The organism is Candidatus Eremiobacteraceae bacterium (assembly GCA_036511855.1).
Lineage (GTDB): Bacteria > Vulcanimicrobiota > Vulcanimicrobiia > Eremiobacterales > Eremiobacteraceae > JABCYQ01.
Map to the genome: position 1 here is coordinate 62,758 of DATCBN010000044.1, position 21,235 is coordinate 83,992.

The following is a 21,235-nucleotide window of genomic DNA, read 5'->3' on the forward strand; positions in this document are numbered from 1 at the left end:
ACCGAACCGCGTCGGCGTCACAATATCGCGAAAGGTTGATGAGCCTTGGCCGACTTCCACTTTTCCCCACGCCCAAACCGCGCGGCTGAAATCCGCTGGCGCGAGTGGGGCGAAGCGCCGTTCGCCGAATCGGCGGAGGAAGCCAAGCCGGTTCTTCTCGCCATTTCCGCTGTGTGGTGCCATTGGTGCCATGTGATGGACGAAACCACGTACTCGACCGACGCCGTGATCGATCTGATCAACGAGCGATTCGTCCCGGTCCGCGTCGACAACGACCGTCGCCCAGATGTGAATGCCCGCTACAATATGGGCGGTTGGCCGACGACCGCGATACTCACCGCCGACGGTGAAATCGTGCATGGCGGAACATATATCCCACCCGACGCGATGCATCGGCTGTTGAGCCAAATCGAGCGCTTTTTCGCCGAGCCCGACAACCGTCTCGAACTCGCCGAACGCGTCGCCGAGGTCAGAGCGGAACGAGCGCGCCGCCCAAAGACCGTGGACTCTGGTCCGATCGACCGCAACACCCCCGCTCTCGTCTTCTCAATGCTGGACGAACATTTCGACGCGGACTATGGCGGCTTTGGAAACGAACAAAAGTTCCCGCAGACCGGCACGCTTCATTTCTTGCTCGATTGGTGGTCGCGGACGCGCGACGAGCGCGCCGAAACCATCGTTGTGAAAACACTGCGCGGCATGGCCGGCGCCGGCATGTACGACCACGTCGAGGGTGGGTTCTACCGATATTCCACCACGCGCGACTACAGCGTGCCGCACTTCGAGAAGATGCTCGAGGATCTCGGCGGACTTCTGCTCGCGTGCGCGCGCGCCGGCGCGGCGTTCGGTCAAGCGGATCTCAGCAGCCTCGCGATCGATGTCAGACGTTATCTCGACGAACACCTATGGCAATCGAAGTTCGGCGCCTACGGCGGCAGCCAGGATGCCGACGAGATCTACTATTCGCTCGATGCGGCCGGAAGGTCTGGACTTGTCGCGCCGTACGTCGATCCTACGATCTATACGTCCTGGAACGCGGAAACCGCGCGAGCGCTGCTGCTTTCGGGACCGCTTCTAGTCCCGTTCGGCGCTGACGCGGCCGAATGGCGCAGTCGCGGATTGACCGTCTTGGAGTCGTTGTGGTCGAATCTGCTTCAAGACGGACTCATGTGCCGTTACTTCGACGGCCGCGGCCACCTTCGGGGCTTGCTCGGCGATCAGGTCTGGTCCGCCTCCGCCGCGCTGGCCGCGCACGCGGTCACCGGTGAGTCGATCTGGCTTGAACGCGCCGTTGACATAATAACGGCATCTGACGAGCTCTTCGATCCCGAAGAAGGCGGTTACCGCGATCGGCCCCCTGGAGGGCGCGAGCCCGGACGTCTATCCAGCGCCGCAATTCCATTCAATGATAACTCCCTCATGGCGCAGACGTTGATCGCGCTTGCCGCCGTGACCGGTGAAGAGAAATGGGACCAGCGCGCTCGCGCGGTGCTCGGTCGGTTTCGCGAAGAGTACCGCCGGTACGAGGTTTTCGCCGCCGGCTATGGCTCGGCCGCGCTTGACGCGTTGGATCCGCCCGACAACGTGATCATCGTCGGCACTCCCGCGGGCACGACGGGGCTGCGCGAAGCGGCGCTGCGCATCACCGCGCCCGCTCTGCGCATCAATTCCATCAATCCTTCGATCGCGTCCGATGCCGCCCGGCTCGAACGGCTTGGATACGTCCCGTCTACGGACGGTGCAGCAGTCGCCTACATTTGCAGAGAGAAGTCGTGCTACGCGCGCACGTCCGACGCTGCCGCATTCAACGACGCTTTAGCTTCACGCCGATAAGCGTCGAACCCACGATCCCCACGAGTGCGAGCGTCGCCGCGATCACCGCGTACGTGGCGCCCCCGTAACCGATGACGGCCGCATAGCGTTGCAACGTCACCAATCCCACTGATATCACCACTGCCGCGCGCCAATGCTTGGCATTGAGGTACGCAAGTGTGGCAGCCGCGCCGAGCAACACGTTGGACAGCAACCCTGATACGGCGTTGGCGCTTGCCCCCTCGGCCAGCCCGGCGCCGATCGCCGACGCGAAGCCGATTGCTGCCCACATCGCGCTGAGGGATGCAGCGATAAAGCGGCCAAGATTCGGATGCGTCCCAGACGGAGGCATGGGCCGCTACATTCCGCGATTGAAAGCCAGTCACATTTATCAAAGATTTAGTTTCGTCGTCGCGAGGATTATTGACGACCGATGCGAGAATCCCGGTCTCTCGATTAATTTTCGATCGGTGATTCGGTTTCATTTTGGAGGCGATGCGGTGCTTCAAGAATTGCGCGCAGAACTGTCACTTTCGGATACGCGTCAAGCCATTCGCGATCGCATGCGCGAATTCTCCGATGATGGAGAGAAGACGCGTAGTCCGCGAGAGAGTGCGGACTTCGCGTGGCGCATCGTGCAAAATGTTTTAGCCGAAGAATTGGCGGAGCTCAATGATGGTCTCGCCGTCGATTCACAACTCACTGAAACCGACCGTTTGGCATTGCCCGACGGAAGCCAAGCCATCGACGTCGCATATCGCAATCTCAAATTTTCTATCGTGCGATCGAAAGATCGACGGACGCTTGCATTGATCGATCCATCCGCCGGACGGCTTCCGATCGAGCGCGTGGGATCGAAGTTGTTCATCGCCGGCGAACCGGTGGCATCGGCGTTGATCGCTGCGATTGAACGCCTCATTCAAAGAGCGACCGCGGGCGTCTTGAGCGAACCGCCAGTCAACCCGCAATATATGACACTCGAAATTTTCACTTCGTCGGCCGCCAAAGTCGAAGCGGCGCTCAATTTGGAGCACGAAAACGGTTTCCGTTTCGTGGAATCCTACAAGAGTAAGAGCTCGCTCAAGCGAGTCTTCCTCTTCGAACGCATCAGCTAGTCCGCCGGCGTCACGTTTTTCACGCCGCGCGCCATCCATGCGCCCGGAATCCGTTGCCCCATGCCGTTCAGCTCCGCGACCACGGCCGGCGGGCTCACGTTGATGAGGAACTGCGCGAGCATGATCAGCAGCGCGATATCGTCGATCGGCCCGAGCAGCGGGATGTCGGAAAAGATGTCGAGCGGCGAAATGATGAGCACGGCCGCCGCCGCGCCCCCGATCTTTAACCACGCCGGCACTCGCGGATCGCGGTACAGCCCCAATAGAAGCTTCGCCATGCGCGGAACGTCTAGCAATATCCGGGCGCGGCTAAATAGACTCACTATGCTCATGCTTCAGTATACCCGCTAGAGCGGCGGAAGTTTCAGTCGAGCGCGACCGGCGAGATCGGATATTCCGCCCATTTGGACAAATGTCGCGGCGCGCATCGCGCCTAACGGCCGCATGGGATTGGGCGGGGGCACCGGCACGACGCTCGGTCTTCGGCAGCTCTGCCGCGCGAACCGCCGAATCAATCGGGGGTCGCTGCGGAGGATGCATCCGCGGGCGGCGATCGCTCGACGAGGAGTCGAAGTCGCGCGCGGTAATATTCAATCCAACATCATAGTGGCTGATGCGTTTGTCTATTGCCATATCGGGACTTTGCGAGGTGCCATGGCCGTCAAGTACGACGCGATCATCATCGGCGGGGGCCACAACGGACTTGTGGCGGCCTGCTATCTCGCGCGCGCCAATTGGAAAGTTCTGGTGCTGGAGCGCCGCTATATCGTCGGCGGCGCATGCGTCACGGAAGAGAACATCTTCCCGGGTTATAAAGTTTCCACGGCCGCCTACGTCAACAGTCTGTTTCGGCCGGAGATCATCCGCGATCTACGGCTCAAAGACTACGGCTACGACATCGTCGAGCGCGACCCGTCATCATTCTCGCCGTTTGCAGACGGACGCTATCTCATGCTCGGCCCCGACCACGAAATGAACGTGCGCGAGATCGGAAAGTTCAGCGCCAAAGACGCGCAGAATTTCCCGAAATACGAGCAGATGTTGGAGCGAGTGGCATCGGTCGTCGAGCCGACGCTCATACTCAAACCCCCGAATCTCGTCCACCCCGGCCTCGGCGACTTGTTGCGCATGGCGCCGATGGGACGCGCCATGCAAAAACTCGGCCCGGCGATGAGCGAAGCCATCGAAGTGCTCACCGGCCCCGCCCGCCCGATCCTCGACCGCTGGTTCGAATCCGAGGAATTGAAGGCGACGCTCGCCACCGACGCGATCATCGGGGCATTCGCATCTCCGTCGATGCCCGGTACGGCATACGTGCTGTTCCACCACGTGATGGGCGAAACCAACGGCAAACGAGGCGTGTGGAGCTACGTGAAAGGCGGCATGGGCGGCCTCACGCAAGCGCTTGCCAAAGCGGCCAAGGATCTCGGCGTCGAGATCCGCACCGAAGCCGAAGTCGCGCGCATCATCATGAAGAACAACGCCGTCACGGGCGTCGCACTGACCAACGGCGATGAATTTCACGCGGCTCGAGTGGCCAGCAATGTGGATTGCCGGCTCACGTTCACGAAATTCATGGATCCGAAAGACTTGCCGCCCGACTTCGCCGCCGCGGTCGACCGGATCGATTACAGCAGCGCGTCCGTCAAGATCAACGTCGCGCTTTCAGCGCTGCCGAATTTCACCGCGTGCCCGGGCAGCGCCGCCGGACCGCAGCATCGCGGCACGATTCACCTTTGCCCGGATCAGGACTTCATCGAGCGCGCATACGACGAGGCGAAGTACGGCGCGATGTCCACGAACCCAATCGTCGAGTGCACCATCCCATCGTCGGTCGATCCAACCGTGGCGCCTCCCGGTCAGCACCTCATGTCGATGTTCTGTCAGTATGCGCCGTACGCGCTCAAGGAAGGCGAGTGGAACGACGCGCGCCGCGGCGAATTCGCTGACCGCTGCTTCAACATCGTCGAACAGCATGCGCCAGGTTTCAAGTCATCGGTGCTCGCAAAACAAGTGCTCACTCCGCTCGACTTGGAAAAGACTTTCAGTCTCACCGGCGGCAACATCTTCCAGGGGTCGATGGGCCTAAACCAGTTGTTCATGTTCCGTCCGGTGCCGGGTTTCGCCGGCTATCGCACACCGGTCAAGGGATTGTTCATCTGCGGCGCGGCCGCGCACCCTGGCGGCGGCGTGATGGGGGCGTCGGGCTGGAACGCAGCGCGCGAGATGCTCAAGGGCTAGCGTTCATCGCCGCTCACCGCTATTTTATGCGGCGGTAGATCCCGTTCTGACGAGCCATAAAGCGATGGTCGACGAGCATTCGCCGCAACGTCGCGAAGTCGGGATGCACTTGCGCTAACGCCGCGTTCAGGTCGTGTTCGGGATAGGTGGCGTCGCGGTCGAATTGATCGGCGAGCCAGCGCAGCACCACGGTTTGTTTGCTGGCGACCACCGGGATGCGCACGAGCCGTCCGTCGCGCACGAACGCGGCAAGCGTCTTGGCCTCGTGTGCGTCCATGTCGGCGACCGCCGCCTGCGGCGGAGGACGCCTGAGAAGCGGCACGACGTCACCTTCGGGCTGCAGCCAGACGGTGTCGAGGCGCCAAACGCGCCCGGTGCCGGCGCGCTGCTCGACGATGATCCCGGCCTGCGCCAGCAAATAGAGATGACGGGTGAGCTTTTCGGGCTGCGTGCTCAATATTTCGGCAAGCGCGGCTTGGCTCCGCGGTTCGAGCGCCAAGAGCCCGACGAGCTTCAGACGCGTTTCGTTGGCGAGCGCCTTCATCGCCGCGGGAACGCCGGCGTTTTCCATCACAGTCCGATTTCCGGAAGGCTACGCATCGGCCAATACCGCGCGCGCCGCGCGATAACCGGGCGACCCGGTGACGCATCCGCCCGGGTGCGCGCCCGACCCACAGAGATACAATCCTTGCAGCGGCGTGCGCGACGCGAAGCGCTTCTCAAATATTTGACCCGGCAAGAGCTCGCCATGGAAGATGTGGCCGCCCGACAGCCCGAAGCGCTGCTCCAAATCGGGCGCCGCGAATATTTGGCGAGCTTCCACCGCGCCGGGCAGATTGGGGGCGAATCGCGCAAGCGAGGCGATGATGCCGTCCGCGGCCATGTTGCGTTGCGCGCTCGTCCATGGACCGTCGCCGCGGTCGTACGGGAAATACTGCGCGAACACCGATAAGAGGTGCTTTCCGGGCGGGGCGATGCTGTCGTCGGTGGGCGATTGCATGTAGCACTCGATCAACGGCGCGCGCGAAACGCTTCCGCCTCGGGCGTCTTCGTACGCCGTCTGCAGATAGCCGATGGAATCGGCGACGTGTATCGTGGCGCTGTGATGCGGCTGCGCATTCGTTCCGGGCCTGCACGTGTAGTCCGGCAACTCGCCCAGCGCGAAATTCACTTTGAGCGCGACGCCGGTGCACGACCAGCCGCGCACGCGCTGCAAGAACGCATCGTCCACTGCATCGGGCGGAGTCAAGTGCAAGAACGTGGTCTTGGGATCGGCGTTTGAGAGCACCGCCGTTGCGAGAAACTCCGTGCCATCTTCGAGCGCCACGCCGTATGCGCGGCCGTCGCGGACCAAGACGTGCGCCGCTCGCGCCGAACAGCGGATCTCGGCCCCCGCCGCCGCTGCCGCCGACGCGATGGCACGCGCGATGGCGCCCATCCCGCCGCGCACGAAACCCCAGGCGCCTTGCACGCCGAGCGCGCGGCCGGCGTTGTGATGCGCCAAGACGTAGCCGGTGCCGGGTGTGCGCGGCCCTGCATACGTGCCGATCAGCCCATCGTTGACGGACTCCGCCTGCAGCACCGGTGTTTCCACGTAGCGCTCGACGAAATCGGCTGCTGAAGCCTCGAACATCGATCGTGAGTCCGCGTCGAATTTTTCAAATGACGGCGCGTCGTCGTTCATCGCGTCGAAGATCAGCCGGCCCAGGCGGCTGCGCTCGGCCTCAAGCGAACGATATCCGTCGACGTCGCGTTTATTGAACGCAGCGATCTCGCGGGCGTTTGCTTCGTCGTCGCGGGTCAAGAGCAGGCTTCGGCCGTCGACGAGCGGCGTGAACGATGCCGCAGCTTTACGATAGGCCGTGTAACCGTGAGACGGCAGATCGAGATCGGAGATGATGTCCGGATGCAACAAGCTGCACACGTACGATGCGGCCGACACCGTCCAGCCCGGCCACGGATGCTCGCTCACCGATGCGCCCCCGATCACTTCGTGGCTTTCGAGCACGCACACGCGCCTGCCGGCGCGCGCCAGATAGGCAGCGGCAACCAACCCGTTGTGTCCGGCGCCGATGATCACGGCATCGTAGTGCATGAGCGGCCCTTCTGCGGCGCATCGCTGCGGCCATTCTCACCAAACTCTCACGCCTGATTCAAGAGTTCCTCACCACCGAACAAGTAAGATAGAGCTATGAGCGCTGACCAATCGACGGTTTCGCAATATCGTCCCACCGGATCCCTGGATCCGGCGTCGGCGCTCTCTCCCTACGCGGGTGCGTGGACCCCGAAGCTCGCCGCCCATCTCCTCCGGCGAGCGGGCTTTGGGGGTTCGTCCGCCGAGATCGATCGCGCTTCCGCCTCGAGCATGAACGCTGCGGTCGACAAGCTCATCAACTTCGGTCCGGACGATCTTCCGCAATCACCGGACGCCGATCTCTCGTACGGCAAGGGTGTTCCTCCGGCAAAGCAGCGCGCGGCGAACATCGCCATGCAGCTCTGGTTTCTCAATCGCTTGCTTCAAACTGCAAATCCGCTGCAGGAGCGCATGGTCGCTTTTTGGAGCAACCACTTCACCAGCGCGGTCGGGGGCGGCGCCACTCCCACCATGCTCGTCAATCAATACGATTTGTTCCGCAAGTTCGCGCTCGGCAAATTCAGCGATCTCACCCATGAAGTAGCGAGCGATCCGGCCATGCTCTACTACCTCAACGGCGCGCAGAACAACAAGAAGCGGCCCAACGAGAATTTCGCGCGCGAGTTGATGGAACTGTTCACGCTCGGCGTCGGCAACTACAGCGAGGACGACGTCCGTGAGAGCGCCCGCGCCTTCACCGGCTGGACGGTGAACCGGGCCACCGGAGAAGCGCGCTTCGTTCCGCGCCTGCACGACGACGGCACGAAGACGTTTCTCGGCCAGACCGGCACCTTCAACGGCGACGACATCATCGACATCATCCTGCGACAACCGGCCGCCGGGCGGTTCGTGGCGCACAAAATTTTGCAAGCGTTCGTCTACGACGACCCGGAACCGGAACTCGTCGCGGCCGCGGCGGATCAGTTCAGTTCCAGCGGCTACGACGTCCGCGCGCTCATGAACACGTTGCTCCGCTCCAACGTCTTCTATTCGCCGCGCGCATATCGCGCGCTGGTCAAGAGCCCCCTCGAAGTCGCGATCGGCACGTTGAAGACGCTCGGCGCAACGGCGGTCATCACGCCCATCGACGGCGCCATCGCCGCCATGGGCCAGATCCCCATGCATCCGCCGAATGTGGCCGGGTGGCCGGGCGGCGCTCAATGGCTCAACCAAAGCACCGTGCTGGCACGCCTCAACTTCGTCAACAGGGTCATCAACATGAATCGGCCAGCCAAAACGGTGGGACCTAATGCAGGCACGACAGGAGCGGCGGCCCCCGGCCCTGCCATGAGCATGGCGTCATCCACCGACTGGCTCGGCGGCGTTGCGATGACCGATGGGGCCGCTGTGGCCGACCGCGTCTTGTGGCTCACCGTGCAAGGCGACGCCACGCTATCGCAACGGGGCGAGGTCATCAGCTATCTGCAGACCGACGGCGTCGGGAATCCCGTCACCCTCAATGGTGAGAATATCGACGAAAAAATCCGCGGGGCGATGAGTTTGGCGATGGCATTGCCGTCGTATCAATTGGCGTAAAGGGAAGACCGACATGGGTTCAAGACGGCAGTTCATCGTTCAAAGCGTCGGCGCGTTCGCGGGCTTTCTTGCGGTCGACTCGATCTTCTCGCGCGCTGCGCGAGCCGCGAGCGGAGTGTACACCGCCGGGTCGTCCGCCGGGCGCTGCTTGGTGGTCGTCAATCTTCAGGGTGGAAACGACGGGCTGAACACCGTGATTCCCTACGCCGACCCCAACTACTATCGCGCCCGCCCATCCATCGGCGTCGCGCAGAGCGAAATTGTGAAACTCGACGCCGACCTCGGCCTGAATCCGAATCTCGCGGACCTCAAAGAGCTGTTCGACGCACAGCGTCTCGCCATTTTGCAAGGCGTTCACTACCCGAACCCCATTCTCTCGCATTTCCGTTCCACCGAGATCTGGCAGACCGCCGCGCCGGACCGCTACGTCACCGACGGCTGGGCGGGCCGCTATCTCGATGATGCGCAACTGCCCGCCAACAATTTGTTCAAGGGCGTCGCCATCGGCCCCGTGCTGCCGAAGATGATGATCGCCGACAAGACCGACGTGCCTGCCATCGCCGATCTCCGCACGTTCGGCTTCAACGGCAAGCGCGACGAACAGCGTCAAGCCGACATGATCCTCAACGGCGCGGCCGATTTGTATCCGTTTGAAAGCCCGTACCTCTCACTCGTGCAGGACGTCGAACACGATGCGCATGCAGCGTCGCTGCAATTGCCGCAACTTGTCGCGGGCTATAAGCCGGCCGTCGAGTTTCCGAAGACGCCGTTCGGTCAGGGCCTCAACCTGATCTCGGCCATCGTCAACGCCGGGCTCGGCACCAAAGTATTCTATATCAGCTTGGGCTCGTTCGACACGCACGTCAATCAGCGCCAGCGACAGGACTCGCTGCTCGCACAATTCGCGGGAGGCATGAAAGCGTTTTATGCCGATCTCGCCGTGCACAAATCCGACGACCGCGTCGTCACCATGACCTTTTCTGAATTCGGGCGACGAGTGGAAGAGAATGCGAACCGCGGCACCGATCACGGAACGGCGGCACCGATGTTCATCGTCGGTGGCGGCGTGAAGGGCGGGGTCTACGGCGATCATCCCAGCCTCACCGATCTCGATTTCGGGAATCTCAAGTGGCATACCGACTTCCGGTCGGTCTACGCGACGCTGCTCGAGCGCTGGCTCGGCGTATCGTCCACACCCGTGTTGGGGAGCGCGTTCCCCACGCTCTCGTTCGTCTCATGATTACTGTAGTAGGGCAAGCATCGCTTGCCCATAGGAAAGGATACTGTCAACTTATGGAGCGCAAAGGATTTCTGACGGCCGCGATCGGCGTCGCGGCGGCCATGGCGGCCACAGGTATAGCGGCCGCTGCCGCGCCGTCGGTTGGGGTGCCGCCGCCGGTTGTCACGCCGCCGCCGGGCCAACCGCAACCGCGACCCACCTCATCTGGCTGGGAGCGCGGTCAAAACCACAGCAACCGCAACATCACTCGGATTCGCAAACATCTGGAGCGCGTCATCGACGAACTCCAACACGACGAGCACGACTACGGTGGCCACCGCGAAACCGCGCTCGATCTGCTGCAGCAAGCCCGCACACAGATGCTGGCGGCCGAAGATTACGAATCGAAACACCCGGAACCACAATCCACCACGCGCCCTATTTAGGGCAACTCATATGAGCTGCGGATCACACCGGCCGCAGCTCATTTCTATTTCCAGTCAGCGTCTTCCGGAGGTAAGTATCGCAACCGGCGCGCACAAGTCGCCATGCGATTCCTCACTCGAACGTTCGCCTTCAGTGCGGCGCTGGCGTTCACGATGTTCACCGGCTGCTCCAACAGTGCAGCGATCTCGCCGAAACTGTCGACGCCAAACGATCACGTGCAGCGCCGGCAACCCAAAGCCGGCTACCACGGTGCGAGCTATAATGCTTGCCCGTCCACTGGCATTCTCGTATACGTAGCCGACGACAACGACAACTCAATCAACATCTTCGCCGGCGATCTTGCCGGACAGGGCCCGTGCGGGATTATCAGCGGATCGACAAGCCCGCAAGCGTTGTCGGTGAAGTCGGGAAATCTATATGTGCCGTATGGCCCTCCATTTCCAAGTGTCAAGGCGTTCCATAGAGGTGACACGGCTCCGTTCAGAGTCTATATCGACCGAACGTGCGGCGACGAAGTTCCGGGTGACGCGACGGTCTCCGATGACGGCTTCGTCTTCGCGTCGAATTACTTCGGCCGCGATTGCTCGTCAGGGTCGATCTCCGTTTGGAAGAAGTCAACCGGAGCTTTTGTGGGCAACTACCCGAACGCGGACGGGCATATTATCTACACCTTGACAATCCAAAAAGACGGCACCGTCTATTTCGTCGACGACAGTCCCGCTCTGTCGGTGGGCAAATGCGTGAAAGGCGTGTGCGGCTCGTTCACCAACACGGACGCGATATTCAGGGGCCCCGGCGGCATACGTTCGGTTGGCGACGAGCACATCGTGCTCGATGATCCGGGCGGCTCAGGCGGCGGTCGGGCTCTAACCTACACTCCGCCGTCATTCGGCAGCCCCTCCGGCAGTTGCTCGTTCGGCGGCCATGCGCCGAGTGGAATCGACCTGAACTTCTCGCAACATCATATCTTCGTCGTCGATACGTTTCGTGGGGTCGTGAGTGAATTCAAGTATCCAGCAGGCGGCGGCCACGGCCATCCATGCGTCCTGAGCGGCACCGTTTCGACATCGGGCGGCGACCCGGTGGGCGTCGCCGTCGACCGGCCGGAGCCGCTCTGAACTGTGCCTTTTGATTGTAGGAGGGCAAGCATCGCTTGCCCAGTTTTTGGGTGAGCGTTGCTCACCCTAGTACTAGGGCAAGCATCGCTTTCCCCGTTTTTTTTTGGCCGGCAATAAAGGCCGGCCCCACAGATCAGTCGTCTTCTTTGAGGGCGGCGCTTGCGCGCCACGCAGTGTCCACGAGTGAGTCGAGCATGGTGGCCGCCGCTGCCAGTTGCGTCGCGGTCAGTTTGATCAGGGCCGCTTGCGCGTCGGCCGGCGGATTTGAAGCCATCGCTCCGCGCTTTGCGAGCTCGTAGAGCGGAACGACTTGAGCATTGGTGTTAGCGAGGTAGCGGCCGATTTCGGCCAGCGGCACATCGGACAACGTCGCAGCCGGACCCACAAGCGGAATGACATCGGCCGCTGAAATATGATCGTCCACAAATCTCTCTTCGTAGTCGGCGTGAAACGTCCGGCTCGCCGTATAGCCCGCAGGATTGGGATAGTCGCCCCACCCGTTGAAATGCACGGTGATATGCAGCGGTTGGCTGCCGTCGCCGACGAAGTGTGCGAATAGGCCGATATCGTGGACGGCGAGTCAAGCGCGCTCGGGCTTCTCGTCTGCCGGCGCGATCCGCCAAAGCGCAAGATCGGCGCGTACTTGTTCGTAACCTTCGAGCATCGCGTAAGGCACAAAACCGACGTTGTATGCGTCGACGGACTTCGGTGCTTGCCATAACGTCTTGATGAAGTCGTCGCGCGTCGCCGGCAGCGCGTCTAGCGAGACCACGCCGGCCACCAACCCGTCATCGCCGACGTCGAGATAATGATCGGTGGACCATTCGCGTGCCCATGCGCGATCGGAGCCGGAACCGATCTTCAGACGATCCTCTTCCGTCTGCAGATAGACGATTTCGTCTTTGGCCTCCTTGGTCTGCATGAATGCCGGAAGATCGGAAGGCATGTGCGCCACCGCCGCGGTGCCGATGATCATGTGGCCTTTGAGACCCCACGCCTGCGCGGCGCCGGCGGAACAGATGATGATCGCGACAATCGCAGTCGCGCTCGCAATGTATGATCGCTTCATGACGTCCTTCCACAACGCGAGGCCCTGAACCGTGGCGTGGCCGTTCGCGTACGGAAAGCATGAAACCCGCGGCGCCGCGGGTTTCATGGATGAATGAATGATGATGCCGTGCGGTCAGTCTTTTTTCTCGACCTCGGTGTCGTGCGCGGCAACACCGCGCATCGGATTGTTCGGGCAGCGCCGGCATGCGTATGCCGCCAAATGCCGGAAAACGGGCCGGCTCACTTCGCGCCGCGCGGTCAAACGAAAACGTGTGTACGCGTCGTCGAAAGCGGCCTCGATGCCCGCTCCTTCACCATCGAATAGATCACGCGTGAAGTGCTCGCAGCAAGCCGAGCACATCGTATCGGTCTTGAACAACGGGCATTGGATTTGCGAATCGCCGTGCTCGCCGAAACGATTCCATGCGTCCGGCGACGGTTTTTCCTGTGTGTTCAACAGGCCTTCGAGAAGTTGGTCGACTGCGTCTTGCATGGTATTAGGACTAGGCCGGCAGTGATTTTGTGACGGTTCAGATAACTGAAGCGGCGCAATGGATGACGATATCGCTGTGGTGGGCCAACTAGCCGGTCCAGGTACTTACCGCTGCACGGCTTGCGGACGCGAAACGCAAGAGTACGCGTTGTCGTTCGAAATCGAAGCCTGCCCATGTGGTAATATGTCATATCGCCGCGTGGACTAGAGGCGTTTATGGCGTACCGCTGGCGAATGCACGATCGCGGATCCGGTCCGGCCGTACTTTTGTTACATGCATTCCCGTTCGACGCGAGGATGTGGGACGCGCAAGTAGAGGCGTTATCCACGTCACACCGCGTGATCTCAGTCGATATGCCGGGATTCGGCGGTGCGCCCCCGTGGATCGACGCGCCGAGCTTAGACGCGTGGGCTCTCGATCTGCTCGCCCAATTGCGAATTCAAGGCGTGACAGGCGCGACGATCGCGGGCTGCTCGCTCGGAGGTTATCTCGCCTTTGCCATCCACCGGGCGGCGCCCGACTTCATACGAGGCCTTGCGCTGGTCGACTCCCGCGCCGTGCCGGACACGGCGGAGCGCAGAGCGGCGCGTCTCGCCGACGCCGCACGTGTGGCTCGCGAAGGCCCGGCATTTTTCATAAACGCCGCTCGCGAGGATTTGGCCATTGAGCTCGGGGCATATCCTGCGGCGCTCGCGTCCGCAACGGCGATGCTCGACGATGCGACCGGCGATGGCATCGTCGGCGCTTTGGTCGCCATGGCCGGGCGGCCGGATGCGGGGCCGCAGTTGAAACCGCTAGAGGTACCCGTCACCGTGATCCGCGGTGAGCGCGATCCAATCGTCGGTGCGGACGAGGCTCGCGCGATGGCGGCGGAAATTCCCGGTGCGACGTTCACTGAAATTGAAGGCGCCGCCCATATCCCCACATTCGCGCGGCCCAGCAGCGTAACCGATGCTCTCTTCTCGTTATTGGCGCGCACCAAGTAACGATCGACTTCGTTGTGTCACGAATCGACGCGCTTGCCATTCTTGTATATCCACGGCATGGCTTCGGCGGATGCGTATGCCTCCCAGCCGGCAGTCTTGCGGCCGCCAAACGATGCGAGAATGCGCACGCCGCATGCGGCCTTCTCCTTTCCGAAGCCCGGCAGTGCGAGCAGCCGGTCGAATAGTTCGGGCGCCTTCGTCACCTTTTCCCAGACGCGTTCGCCGCGGTTGCCGTAGTCGTCGGCGATGATTCGGCATAGCTGCTGCACCCGCTTCGCCATCATTCCCGGAAAGCGATGGATAGCGGGCTTCTCGCGGAAGGCCTTATCGAGATCAACCGGACGCATGGACGCGATCTTGCGCGCGTCGAGATGGCCGATCCGCTCTCGCAAGACGAACGGCCCAGCCAAGGCTTTTTGCGAAGGCACTTGCTGCTCCAGACACAGACCGATCAGCAGCGCGGTGCCGCTCCCGGCGAGCAGCGCGTTGGCTTTTTCGTTAGCCGTGAACGGATAGTTCGGTTTGCGCATAGCGGAGCTTTAGAGAAGACGCTGCGCCGACCTTTTGTTCAAGAGGCAACGCGTGCGTCTCTCGACAATCCTTCGAAAATCGGAGGGTCAAGTGATGAACCGAAAACTTCGTCCGTTGTCGCTGGTGGCGTTGGCCGTAGTTTTGGCATCCTGCGACCACCTCACCACCGGTGCCGTGCCACATCCTGCCGGCGCATCCGGTCAAGACAAATCGCTCGTTCGTTATTCCGCTCCGTCCGGGCCGTCGCGCCGGGTCGCCAGCGTGCGCGCGAATTGCGGCGCAGTGCCCGATGGATTCGCGCGATGTTTTTCGCTCGTGCGGACCGACGCGTTCGCCAGGACTTTTCCCGACCAGTCGGGGTATGGGCCGAGCGACTTGCAGGCGGCCTATAAGCTGCCGTCGGTCACCGCGGGCTCTGGTCAAACCGTCGCAGTCGTCGATGCATACGACGATTCGACGGCGGAATCCGATCTGCAGATCTATCGCAGTCATTTCAGTCTGCCGGATTGCACGACGGCGAACGGATGTTTTTCGAAAGTGAACCAACGCGGCGATCCGCAGCCGCTGCCTGGCCAAGACTCCGGCTGGGCCGCCGAGATCTCACTCGATCTCGACATGGTATCCGCCGTCTGCCCCAATTGCCATATCTTGCTTGTCGAAGCAGACGACGCGTCGAACAAGAGTCTCGGCAAGTCGGTGGACACAGCCGCGAGGCTCGGCGCCAATGCGATCAGCACGAGCTTCGGATCTTCGGAGATCGGAAGCAGGATGTTTGAAAGACACTACTTCCACCCCGGTCATATGATCACGGCAAGCATCGGCGACAACGGCGTGAACGTCTCGTTTCCGGGATCTTCGCCTGACGTCACGGCAGTGGGCGGCACAACGCTCATACGCGCGCACAACCGGCGCGGATGGACGGACGCGATCTGGAGTGGAGTCAGCCCGCAATGCAGCGCTGTGTACCCAAAACCTTCGTGGCAAGTGAACACGGGATGCGCGATGCGAGCGTCGGGCGACGTCGGCGCAGTGGCGGATCCGAACACCGGTGTCACGGTCGTCTTTCGGAATCAGTTCGCCGTGTTCGGCGGCACGAGCGTATCGAGTCCGATCATCGCAGGCGTGTACGCGCTTGCGGGAAACTCGAGCACGCTTCATTTTGGCCAGCACAGTTATAACAATCTCAAGGATCTCTTCACCGTGCGCGGCTTCACGAGCCATTCATGTGCGAACGCCTGCCGGGATAGTCAAGGCTATACAGGTTCCACCGGCAACGGAACCCCTCACGGCGTGGGGGCGTTCTGACGTGACGATGTTGTTTTTCATAATCATTTCACCGCGCGTACGTACCATCTGCCAATGAATAGAATATATTGGGCAGCGCTGCTCATGCTGACGTTTGGTTCGGCGGCTTGCACGCCGGGCGCCGTCAGCGCTCCTGCAGGTGCCGGCATATCCGGCAAAGCCACTATCATCCACGTCAGCCTGATCAAGTACGCGAAGCAGTCGTCGCCGTACGGCGAGGTCGCCGGTTATAGCCCGAACGTGGTCACCATCCAGCACGGCTCGACCGTGCAGTTCGTCAACGACGACACTTTCTCGCACACGGCCAGCAGCGTCGGCACGAGCGGGTTCCCAAGCGGCGATCCGTTCTCGAACTCGGCGCTCACGCAAAGCGGCAAGGATCTTGCCGACGCAAATTGGTCGAGCGGGAGCCTGCAAGGCAACACCGCGTCGCAGACGTTCTCGGCGAACACGCCGGGCACGTACTACTTCGGATGCTTCTATCACTACGCCACGCCGATGCGCGGAGTCATCGTAGTCCAATGACCGCACGTTCGACGCTCGCCGCCATGCTCGCCGTCGCCTTCCTCGCCGCGCTTTCCGCCCGACCGGCGCAGGCGGTCCCGATTTTCGCCGAGCGCTACGGGTTTTCGTGCGCGCAATGCCACACCGCGGTTCCGGATCTCAACGCATTTGGAAACGCGTTCCGCAAGGCCGGCTACCGGTTGCCGAAAGTCCCCACGCACCACGACTTCCCGTTCGCGATCCGCTTCCAAAACACGTGGACCAAGGATCTACTGCCGTCACAGACTCGGCGATTCAACAATCTGCTCGTGCTCATCAGCACCTCGAACTTCGGGCACAACGACGAATACTCGTATTTCACCCGCTATCTCTTCGGCAGCCAAGGTGCGGCAGGCAGCCTCTATTACTTGTTCGGCCAACACGTCGACGATCGCGGCCGCATCGCGCGGCTCGGCCTGTTCGGCCTCGAAACCATCGATCAAGTCACGCAGCGCAACGACACGATCACCGCGCCGATCGCCTACACTGAAAGCGTCGGCCATAGCAGCGCGAACTTCACCACGCCTCGGCTCGGCGCCATGATCGGCGAGCGCAATAACTCGGAAGACTGGTCGCTTGTCGTCGCTTTCGACGAGTACCACGGCGCGGCGTACGGGGCGCCCGCACCGCCGTCCGATCTTGCGCAGTCGTTCACGCGTCCGGAGTTGTTCGGCACCGCAACATTTCAACTCGATCCGAGCCTGAAAGTCGGTGTCCTCGGCCTCGATGGTGAGCGCACGTTCATCTCGCGCACGAACGCGACCACCTTCGACAATATCTACTATCGAGACGGTGTGCAAGCCGAATGGTCGTCCGACCGGTTCGACCTCACAGCGCAGCAGCTTTGGGGGCGCGACCAGAATTCCGACGGCTTCGGCACCCCGGCCGGTTTCAGCGGCGGCTTCTTGAACCTGAAATACCGGCCCACCCGGCATTCATATTTGGCTCTCCGCTACGACGCGGCGGCCAACCCCTTCTCCACGCGCGACCTCACCATGTACGGGGTCTTCGCGCCCACGATCCATTCGCGTTTTGTCCTTGAACAGGTTCGCCCGCTCGGGCGGCCGGGCGCAACTCCGGTCACGTCGGCCCAAATTCTGTTCGCGGTCCCGTTCGTAAAAAAGTGATGCCGGGGCGGATGGCCAATTCATCCGCGCGGCACCGTCTGTCTAAAGGGAAGAGGACCGCCGCTTCGTCATTTTCATTGCTCGTGGCCGCTCTTGTAGTCGGCTCGAAGCCGACGGCGGCTGGAGAACGCCCATGCTGCCTGCTTTGATCTTAGCCGCGGCTCTCACCGCTTCGGACCCCATACGCGAGGTCGTCTATAAAGTTTCGTACACCCACAGGCTCGATGCCAACCAGGAGACGTACGGAGGACAGGTATCCGACGACGCCGGGCACGTGCACCAGAATCCGCCGTTCAATTCGAAAGAGGGCGTCACGAGCGACAACGGCACGGTGACCATCGACGTGATGCAGGTCGCGGGTGACACGCTCGGCATTCGCCTCGTCGAGCACTGGGATGGCAGCACGCCATCCAACACGTACTTCGGCAACGTGGGCGCCGACGGATCGGTAAATTTTTCGAATCCTCAAGTCACCGATGTATCCCGTACGATCTTGGGGTTCTTCTCACCAGGATTCCTCGGCGGACGGTACGTCGATAAAGGCATAACGTGGACGCAGACCGCATCTGGTTCGGGTCTCGACGTCAATTCGACGTTTACGATCGGCGACGTCGATGGGCCGATCGCGTCGGTCGCCGAGACCACGATCATCAAGAGCAGCAACGTGCGTTCCATGGACACGCTGACGAAAGGTTCGATCACGTACAAGGCCACGAAGCTCGTGCCGATCTCGGGGCAGATCCAATCGCTCGCGTACCGGTCCGACGCTGAGACAAGCACCGATGTGACCACCATCATCCACTTCGACCGCGTGTCCGACACGCTCGATTCAACTCCGTGACGCCGGACCGGGGAGAAAGCTCTTCGTGATATTCGCACTCATCGCCGCGGCCGCCATAAGTGCTCCCACGCCGCAGCCGCTTCGCGAAGTGGTTTATCACGTCTCGTACGTGCGCCACACGAACTCCACGGCCGGCAACGGCGACAGCGACCACGGCACCGTGACCGTGGACGTCATGGCGGTGTCGCACAACGCGCTTGGCCTCAAGGTCACCGAACGCTGGTCGAAGAGCCCGACGGCTCTGGTCGCGCTCGGCACGGTGGAACCCACAGGGAGCGTGGTTTTCGCCGCCGGTGCGCTCAAAGACGTCACGTACCAACTGCTGCCGTATTTCGCGCCGCAGCTCGTTCCGCCGCAGCCGCTCGAACCCGGAGTCGCCTGGACCGTGAAGGATGACCGCAAGACGCTGACTGCGAGAACTTCGTATTCAGTGCTGTCAGTCCAAGGCACCAGCGTGACGATCAGCGTCAAGCAGACCGTGGCCGTGCACGATGCCACCCACTCGCAGATCACGTCGAGCGGAACGGTTGTATACGAACCGCGGCTATTGGTACCGCTTTCGGGCGACATCACCAAACGGTTGTCGTTGCAGATCAGCGGCGCGCCGCAAACCGTCTTGCTCTCGCTTCATTTCGCCCGCTCGTCCGACACTCGCGACCCACAATAGGCCTTGTACTAGGGCAAGCATCGCTTGCCCAATTGGGTGAGCGTTGCTCACCCTAGTACAGGTTGGTCAACCTAGTACAGAGGGAATACTACGCCATCGCTTTTGCCAGCACGATCAGCGACCGGTCGTAGCGATAGACGACGCCCATATGGCCGTCGTCATATTCCTCGTGGATGTAGCGGACTCCGAGCGCGTCGAAACGGCTGCACATGATGCGCGCGCCGAGGTGGAGATTCCATTCGTCTTTCAGACCCGCGTCGAGGAAGATGGCTTTCATCGACCGCAGCGCCGAGGCGTGAAGGGGCGCCATCTGCACCGGATCTTCTGCAATCCAGCGTTCCCACACGTCGGCTCGGATCTCGCCGGTCTTCTCGTCCATCGGCAGGTCGAACCCGTACGGCGACTCTGCGTTGGGAGAATAGCACGCGGCCATTGCGAGCATCATCAAGGTCATCGTCGCGTCGTGAAGCTTTTTCGGCATCGCGTCGAACGCGCGCAGAAATTCCGTGACCCCGCCATATTTCTCCAACTGCATGAAGAACTTCGGGAAATCGGGTTTGAAGCAGTGCTCGAAATAGCAGTCACCCGAGTGCGATCCGAAGGCGCCGAAAACATCCGGATGCCGCATGGCGAGGCGCATCGCACCATAGCCGCCGCTCGACTTGCCGCTGACGGCGCGGTGAGCGCGGCCTTTCATCGTGCGCAACCGGTCGTCCACCAGCGGCACGAGTTCGTCGACGACGTAGTCTTCGTAACGCCCGACTGCGGGCGAATTGAGATACTGGCTGCCGCCGTAACGAGTGAAGCAATCCGGCATGACGACAATAGCAGGGAGCATCAAACCGGATCCGATGAGCCGGTCTAGCCTGCGGTCCATGGACTCGGCAAATGGATCGAAATTGAGGAGCATCCGCCCCGTGCCCGTGAAGCCGGGTAGGAAAAAAATGACCGGATACCTTGCGCTGCCTGCATCGTAGCCTGGCGGCAGATAACAACACGTATCCCGCTGATGCGGATCGTGAAGGGCGTTGCCTTTCAGCACATCCGACGAATGCTTCAGGATTTCGATCCGGCCATGGTCGCTCATGCGCGCTTCTGTTCTCGCGCAGGGCGGCGATGTCATTGAACGACGTGCGGGTGCGCGGAGACTAGGGGTCCTGCGTCAATCGCCTTGCAAGGCGCGCAGGCGCCGCAGATAGTTCATGCTGATCGTGCTTTGGACAAGTGACACCGGCAGAGCGCGGTCGCGCAAGTAATGCGTGAGCCGCCGCTGCACCCAGCCGGGGAGGTCGTCCGAATGATACCAACGCGTGCCGTTTGCGCAGCCGATGACGAGTCCGAGCATCGCGCCCAAGACAAGACTTAGCGCGAAGAAAAGGTCGAGGCGCGAGTAGTCGCTCGCATCGTATAAGAAGTATGGGAGCGCGCCGACGAACACGCCGATCGCACCGCCGCCGATCGCAAGTGCGATGGAAATGGCAAGCACGTACATGCCATGCAGGCCCTGCACCGGCTTGAAGCGTCCGATCGCCGAGCGATTCCGTACCGGTCTTGGCCGCACGCGCCTTGCTCCAGTTACTTCCCGATTTTCAAGGTCTTCAGATACTCCGCGCCGAGCTTGTATTGCGCGGCTTCGGCGTCCTGGCCGGTCTTCGCGTGATTGGTGTGATATTTGCGCAGCATGGACATGCCGACGGTCACGACCTCTTCAGGTGGTCCGCTCAGCGCGACCTGCCGCGACCAAAGATAGCCGGCGACGAGACCGGCCACGATTCCGAGAGCCTGCGACAAGACGAATTTGAAGTCGCCCGATGTCGGATCCGCGTTGTTTCCATAGAAGAGTCCGCCGAGCATCGCGCCTAACATCGCACCGATGAGCAGCGACACCACAAACGGCGCCGCGATCTGCAGCCAACGAATATTCTTCGTGGTCTGCACGATAGTGCTCGGGTCGGCCAATTCTATGCTCTTTTTCACGTGTCTATAGCCTCTCGCTCGGATTGGTACTCTGTTTAAGGAATATCGGCTATTTCGGGCTCTCAGCCTCGCCGTGGGCCTGTCGGTGTGAC

24 protein-coding genes are annotated in these 21,235 nt (G+C 61.6%); 13 read left to right on the top strand and 11 right to left on the bottom strand.

The genetic code is table 11. The annotated features are described in order from the left end of the window. Positions 1–45 precede the first annotated feature (45 nt). Positions 46–1,833, top strand: coding sequence for a DUF255 domain-containing protein (locus VII69_06575; GenBank protein ID HEY5094758.1), 1,788 nt, complete (start codon positions 46–48; stop codon positions 1,831–1,833). Here the strand turns inward: VII69_06575 and VII69_06580 are convergent. Further along, complete coding sequence (locus VII69_06580; GenBank protein HEY5094759.1) at positions 1,805–2,164, bottom strand: hypothetical protein; 360 nt, start codon at positions 2,162–2,164, stop codon at positions 1,805–1,807. The genes VII69_06575 and VII69_06580 overlap by 29 nt on opposite strands. 118 nt (positions 2,165–2,282) lie before the next feature. Between VII69_06580 and VII69_06585 the strand changes: the two genes are divergently transcribed. Beyond that, positions 2,283–2,927, top strand: a complete 645-nt coding sequence (locus VII69_06585) for a hypothetical protein (protein HEY5094760.1) — start codon at positions 2,283–2,285, stop codon at positions 2,925–2,927. Here VII69_06585 and VII69_06590 read toward each other — a convergent pair. Beyond that, positions 2,924–3,205: a hypothetical protein gene (locus tag VII69_06590; protein ID HEY5094761.1), complete on the bottom strand. Its 282-nt coding sequence runs from the start codon at positions 3,203–3,205 to the stop codon at positions 2,924–2,926. The two genes, VII69_06585 and VII69_06590, sit on opposite strands and share 4 nt — an antisense overlap. A 376-nt stretch (positions 3,206–3,581) precedes the next feature. Here VII69_06590 and VII69_06595 point away from each other — a divergent pair, with 376 nt between their 5' ends. Then, positions 3,582–5,168: an NAD(P)/FAD-dependent oxidoreductase gene (locus VII69_06595; protein ID HEY5094762.1), complete on the top strand. Its 1,587-nt coding sequence runs from the start codon at positions 3,582–3,584 to the stop codon at positions 5,166–5,168. Between the two features lie 19 nt (positions 5,169–5,187). On the opposite strand, the gene VII69_06600 is transcribed toward VII69_06595, so the two are convergent. Both VII69_06600 and VII69_06605 read right to left on the bottom strand, forming a co-directional pair. After that, on the bottom strand, positions 5,188–5,739 hold the full coding sequence (locus tag VII69_06600; protein ID HEY5094763.1) for a DUF2087 domain-containing protein: 552 nt from the start codon (positions 5,737–5,739) through the stop codon (positions 5,188–5,190). 21 nt (positions 5,740–5,760) lie between these two features. Then, complete coding sequence (locus tag VII69_06605) at positions 5,761–7,263, bottom strand: NAD(P)/FAD-dependent oxidoreductase (GenBank protein ID HEY5094764.1); 1,503 nt, start codon at positions 7,261–7,263, stop codon at positions 5,761–5,763. A gap of 96 nt (positions 7,264–7,359) precedes the next feature. Here VII69_06605 and VII69_06610 point away from each other — a divergent pair, with 96 nt between their 5' ends. From VII69_06610 to VII69_06625, 4 genes are all read left to right on the top strand, one after another. Then, positions 7,360–8,838 (top strand): DUF1800 domain-containing protein, encoded by a 1,479-nt coding sequence (locus VII69_06610; GenBank protein HEY5094765.1) that lies wholly within the window; start codon positions 7,360–7,362, stop codon positions 8,836–8,838. Between the two features lie 13 nt (positions 8,839–8,851). After that, positions 8,852–10,078: a DUF1501 domain-containing protein gene (locus VII69_06615; protein ID HEY5094766.1), complete on the top strand. Its 1,227-nt coding sequence runs from the start codon at positions 8,852–8,854 to the stop codon at positions 10,076–10,078. Between the two features lie 53 nt (positions 10,079–10,131). Further along, the gene (locus tag VII69_06620) at positions 10,132–10,503 is read left to right on the top strand and encodes a hypothetical protein (GenBank protein ID HEY5094767.1); all 372 of its coding nucleotides are present in this window, start codon (positions 10,132–10,134) and stop codon (positions 10,501–10,503) included. A gap of 102 nt (positions 10,504–10,605) precedes the next feature. After that, positions 10,606–11,622, top strand: a complete 1,017-nt coding sequence (locus VII69_06625; GenBank protein HEY5094768.1) for a hypothetical protein — start codon at positions 10,606–10,608, stop codon at positions 11,620–11,622. A 133-nt stretch (positions 11,623–11,755) separates the two neighbouring features. On the opposite strand, the gene VII69_06630 is transcribed toward VII69_06625, so the two are convergent. The 3 genes from VII69_06630 to VII69_06640 form a co-directional block, all read right to left on the bottom strand. After that, positions 11,756–12,133 (bottom strand): hypothetical protein, encoded by a 378-nt coding sequence (locus tag VII69_06630; GenBank protein ID HEY5094769.1) that lies wholly within the window; start codon positions 12,131–12,133, stop codon positions 11,756–11,758. Positions 12,134–12,202: 69 nt separating this feature from the next. Then, complete coding sequence (locus VII69_06635; protein ID HEY5094770.1) at positions 12,203–12,691, bottom strand: hypothetical protein; 489 nt, start codon at positions 12,689–12,691, stop codon at positions 12,203–12,205. A 114-nt stretch (positions 12,692–12,805) separates the two neighbouring features. Next, on the bottom strand, positions 12,806–13,165 hold the full coding sequence (locus tag VII69_06640; GenBank protein ID HEY5094771.1) for a hypothetical protein: 360 nt from the start codon (positions 13,163–13,165) through the stop codon (positions 12,806–12,808). Positions 13,166–13,399: 234 nt separating this feature from the next. Between VII69_06640 and VII69_06645 the strand changes: the two genes are divergently transcribed. Beyond that, a complete protein-coding gene (locus VII69_06645) occupies positions 13,400–14,152 on the top strand; it encodes an alpha/beta fold hydrolase (protein ID HEY5094772.1) in 753 nt (250 codons plus the stop codon). A 17-nt stretch (positions 14,153–14,169) separates the two neighbouring features. On the opposite strand, the gene VII69_06650 is transcribed toward VII69_06645, so the two are convergent. After that, on the bottom strand, positions 14,170–14,682 hold the full coding sequence (locus tag VII69_06650) for an HhH-GPD-type base excision DNA repair protein (GenBank protein ID HEY5094773.1): 513 nt from the start codon (positions 14,680–14,682) through the stop codon (positions 14,170–14,172). A 94-nt stretch (positions 14,683–14,776) separates the two neighbouring features. Between VII69_06650 and VII69_06655 the strand changes: the two genes are divergently transcribed. The 5 genes from VII69_06655 (at position 14,777) to VII69_06675 (ending at position 19,166) form a co-directional block, all read left to right on the top strand. Next, positions 14,777–15,988, top strand: a complete 1,212-nt coding sequence (locus VII69_06655) for a S8 family serine peptidase (protein HEY5094774.1) — start codon at positions 14,777–14,779, stop codon at positions 15,986–15,988. A gap of 54 nt (positions 15,989–16,042) precedes the next feature. After that, positions 16,043–16,513, top strand: a complete 471-nt coding sequence (locus VII69_06660) for a plastocyanin/azurin family copper-binding protein (protein HEY5094775.1) — start codon at positions 16,043–16,045, stop codon at positions 16,511–16,513. Further along, positions 16,510–17,658 (top strand): hypothetical protein, encoded by a 1,149-nt coding sequence (locus tag VII69_06665; GenBank protein ID HEY5094776.1) that lies wholly within the window; start codon positions 16,510–16,512, stop codon positions 17,656–17,658. The genes VII69_06660 and VII69_06665 overlap by 4 nt, the downstream gene beginning before the upstream one ends. 133 nt (positions 17,659–17,791) lie before the next feature. After that, a complete protein-coding gene (locus tag VII69_06670) occupies positions 17,792–18,499 on the top strand; it encodes a hypothetical protein (protein ID HEY5094777.1) in 708 nt (235 codons plus the stop codon). A gap of 25 nt (positions 18,500–18,524) precedes the next feature. Then, positions 18,525–19,166, top strand: a complete 642-nt coding sequence (locus VII69_06675; GenBank protein HEY5094778.1) for a hypothetical protein — start codon at positions 18,525–18,527, stop codon at positions 19,164–19,166. An 88-nt stretch (positions 19,167–19,254) separates the two neighbouring features. Here VII69_06675 and VII69_06680 read toward each other — a convergent pair whose 3' ends face one another. From VII69_06680 to VII69_06690, 3 genes are all read right to left on the bottom strand, one after another. Next, the gene (locus VII69_06680) at positions 19,255–20,253 is read right to left on the bottom strand and encodes an alpha/beta hydrolase-fold protein (GenBank protein HEY5094779.1); all 999 of its coding nucleotides are present in this window, start codon (positions 20,251–20,253) and stop codon (positions 19,255–19,257) included. Between the two features lie 75 nt (positions 20,254–20,328). Further along, positions 20,329–20,727 carry a hypothetical protein gene (locus VII69_06685; protein ID HEY5094780.1) on the bottom strand — a complete coding sequence of 133 codons (399 nt, stop codon included), beginning with the start codon at positions 20,725–20,727 and terminating at the stop codon, positions 20,329–20,331. 14 nt (positions 20,728–20,741) lie between these two features. After that, positions 20,742–21,143 carry a hypothetical protein gene (locus VII69_06690; protein ID HEY5094781.1) on the bottom strand — a complete coding sequence of 134 codons (402 nt, stop codon included), beginning with the start codon at positions 21,141–21,143 and terminating at the stop codon, positions 20,742–20,744. Positions 21,144–21,235: the final 92 nt, after the last annotated feature.

Excerpts from the sequence above, each read along its gene's own strand:
- VII69_06580 (HEY5094759.1), bottom strand. The coding sequence starts at position 2,164 with ATGCCTCCGTCTGGGACGCATCCGAATCTTGGCCGCTTTATCGCTGCA.
- VII69_06590 (HEY5094761.1), bottom strand. The coding sequence starts at position 3,205 with ATGGCGAAGCTTCTATTGGGGCTGTACCGCGATCCGCGAGTGCCGGCG.
- VII69_06595 (HEY5094762.1), top strand. The coding sequence starts at position 3,582 with ATGGCCGTCAAGTACGACGCGATCATCATCGGCGGGGGCCACAACGGA.
- VII69_06600 (HEY5094763.1), bottom strand. The coding sequence starts at position 5,739 with ATGGAAAACGCCGGCGTTCCCGCGGCGATGAAGGCGCTCGCCAACGAA.
- VII69_06605 (HEY5094764.1), bottom strand. The coding sequence starts at position 7,263 with ATGCACTACGATGCCGTGATCATCGGCGCCGGACACAACGGGTTGGTT.
- VII69_06610 (HEY5094765.1), top strand. The coding sequence starts at position 7,360 with ATGAGCGCTGACCAATCGACGGTTTCGCAATATCGTCCCACCGGATCC.
- VII69_06615 (HEY5094766.1), top strand. The coding sequence starts at position 8,852 with ATGGGTTCAAGACGGCAGTTCATCGTTCAAAGCGTCGGCGCGTTCGCG.
- VII69_06620 (HEY5094767.1), top strand. The coding sequence starts at position 10,132 with ATGGAGCGCAAAGGATTTCTGACGGCCGCGATCGGCGTCGCGGCGGCC.
- VII69_06625 (HEY5094768.1), top strand. The coding sequence starts at position 10,606 with ATGCGATTCCTCACTCGAACGTTCGCCTTCAGTGCGGCGCTGGCGTTC.
- VII69_06635 (HEY5094770.1), bottom strand. The coding sequence starts at position 12,691 with ATGAAGCGATCATACATTGCGAGCGCGACTGCGATTGTCGCGATCATC.
- VII69_06640 (HEY5094771.1), bottom strand. The coding sequence starts at position 13,165 with ATGCAAGACGCAGTCGACCAACTTCTCGAAGGCCTGTTGAACACACAG.
- VII69_06645 (HEY5094772.1), top strand. The coding sequence starts at position 13,400 with ATGCACGATCGCGGATCCGGTCCGGCCGTACTTTTGTTACATGCATTC.
- VII69_06650 (HEY5094773.1), bottom strand. The coding sequence starts at position 14,682 with ATGCGCAAACCGAACTATCCGTTCACGGCTAACGAAAAAGCCAACGCG.
- VII69_06655 (HEY5094774.1), top strand. The coding sequence starts at position 14,777 with ATGAACCGAAAACTTCGTCCGTTGTCGCTGGTGGCGTTGGCCGTAGTT.
- VII69_06660 (HEY5094775.1), top strand. The coding sequence starts at position 16,043 with ATGAATAGAATATATTGGGCAGCGCTGCTCATGCTGACGTTTGGTTCG.
- VII69_06665 (HEY5094776.1), top strand. The coding sequence starts at position 16,510 with ATGACCGCACGTTCGACGCTCGCCGCCATGCTCGCCGTCGCCTTCCTC.
- VII69_06670 (HEY5094777.1), top strand. The coding sequence starts at position 17,792 with ATGCTGCCTGCTTTGATCTTAGCCGCGGCTCTCACCGCTTCGGACCCC.
- VII69_06680 (HEY5094779.1), bottom strand. The coding sequence starts at position 20,253 with ATGAGCGACCATGGCCGGATCGAAATCCTGAAGCATTCGTCGGATGTG.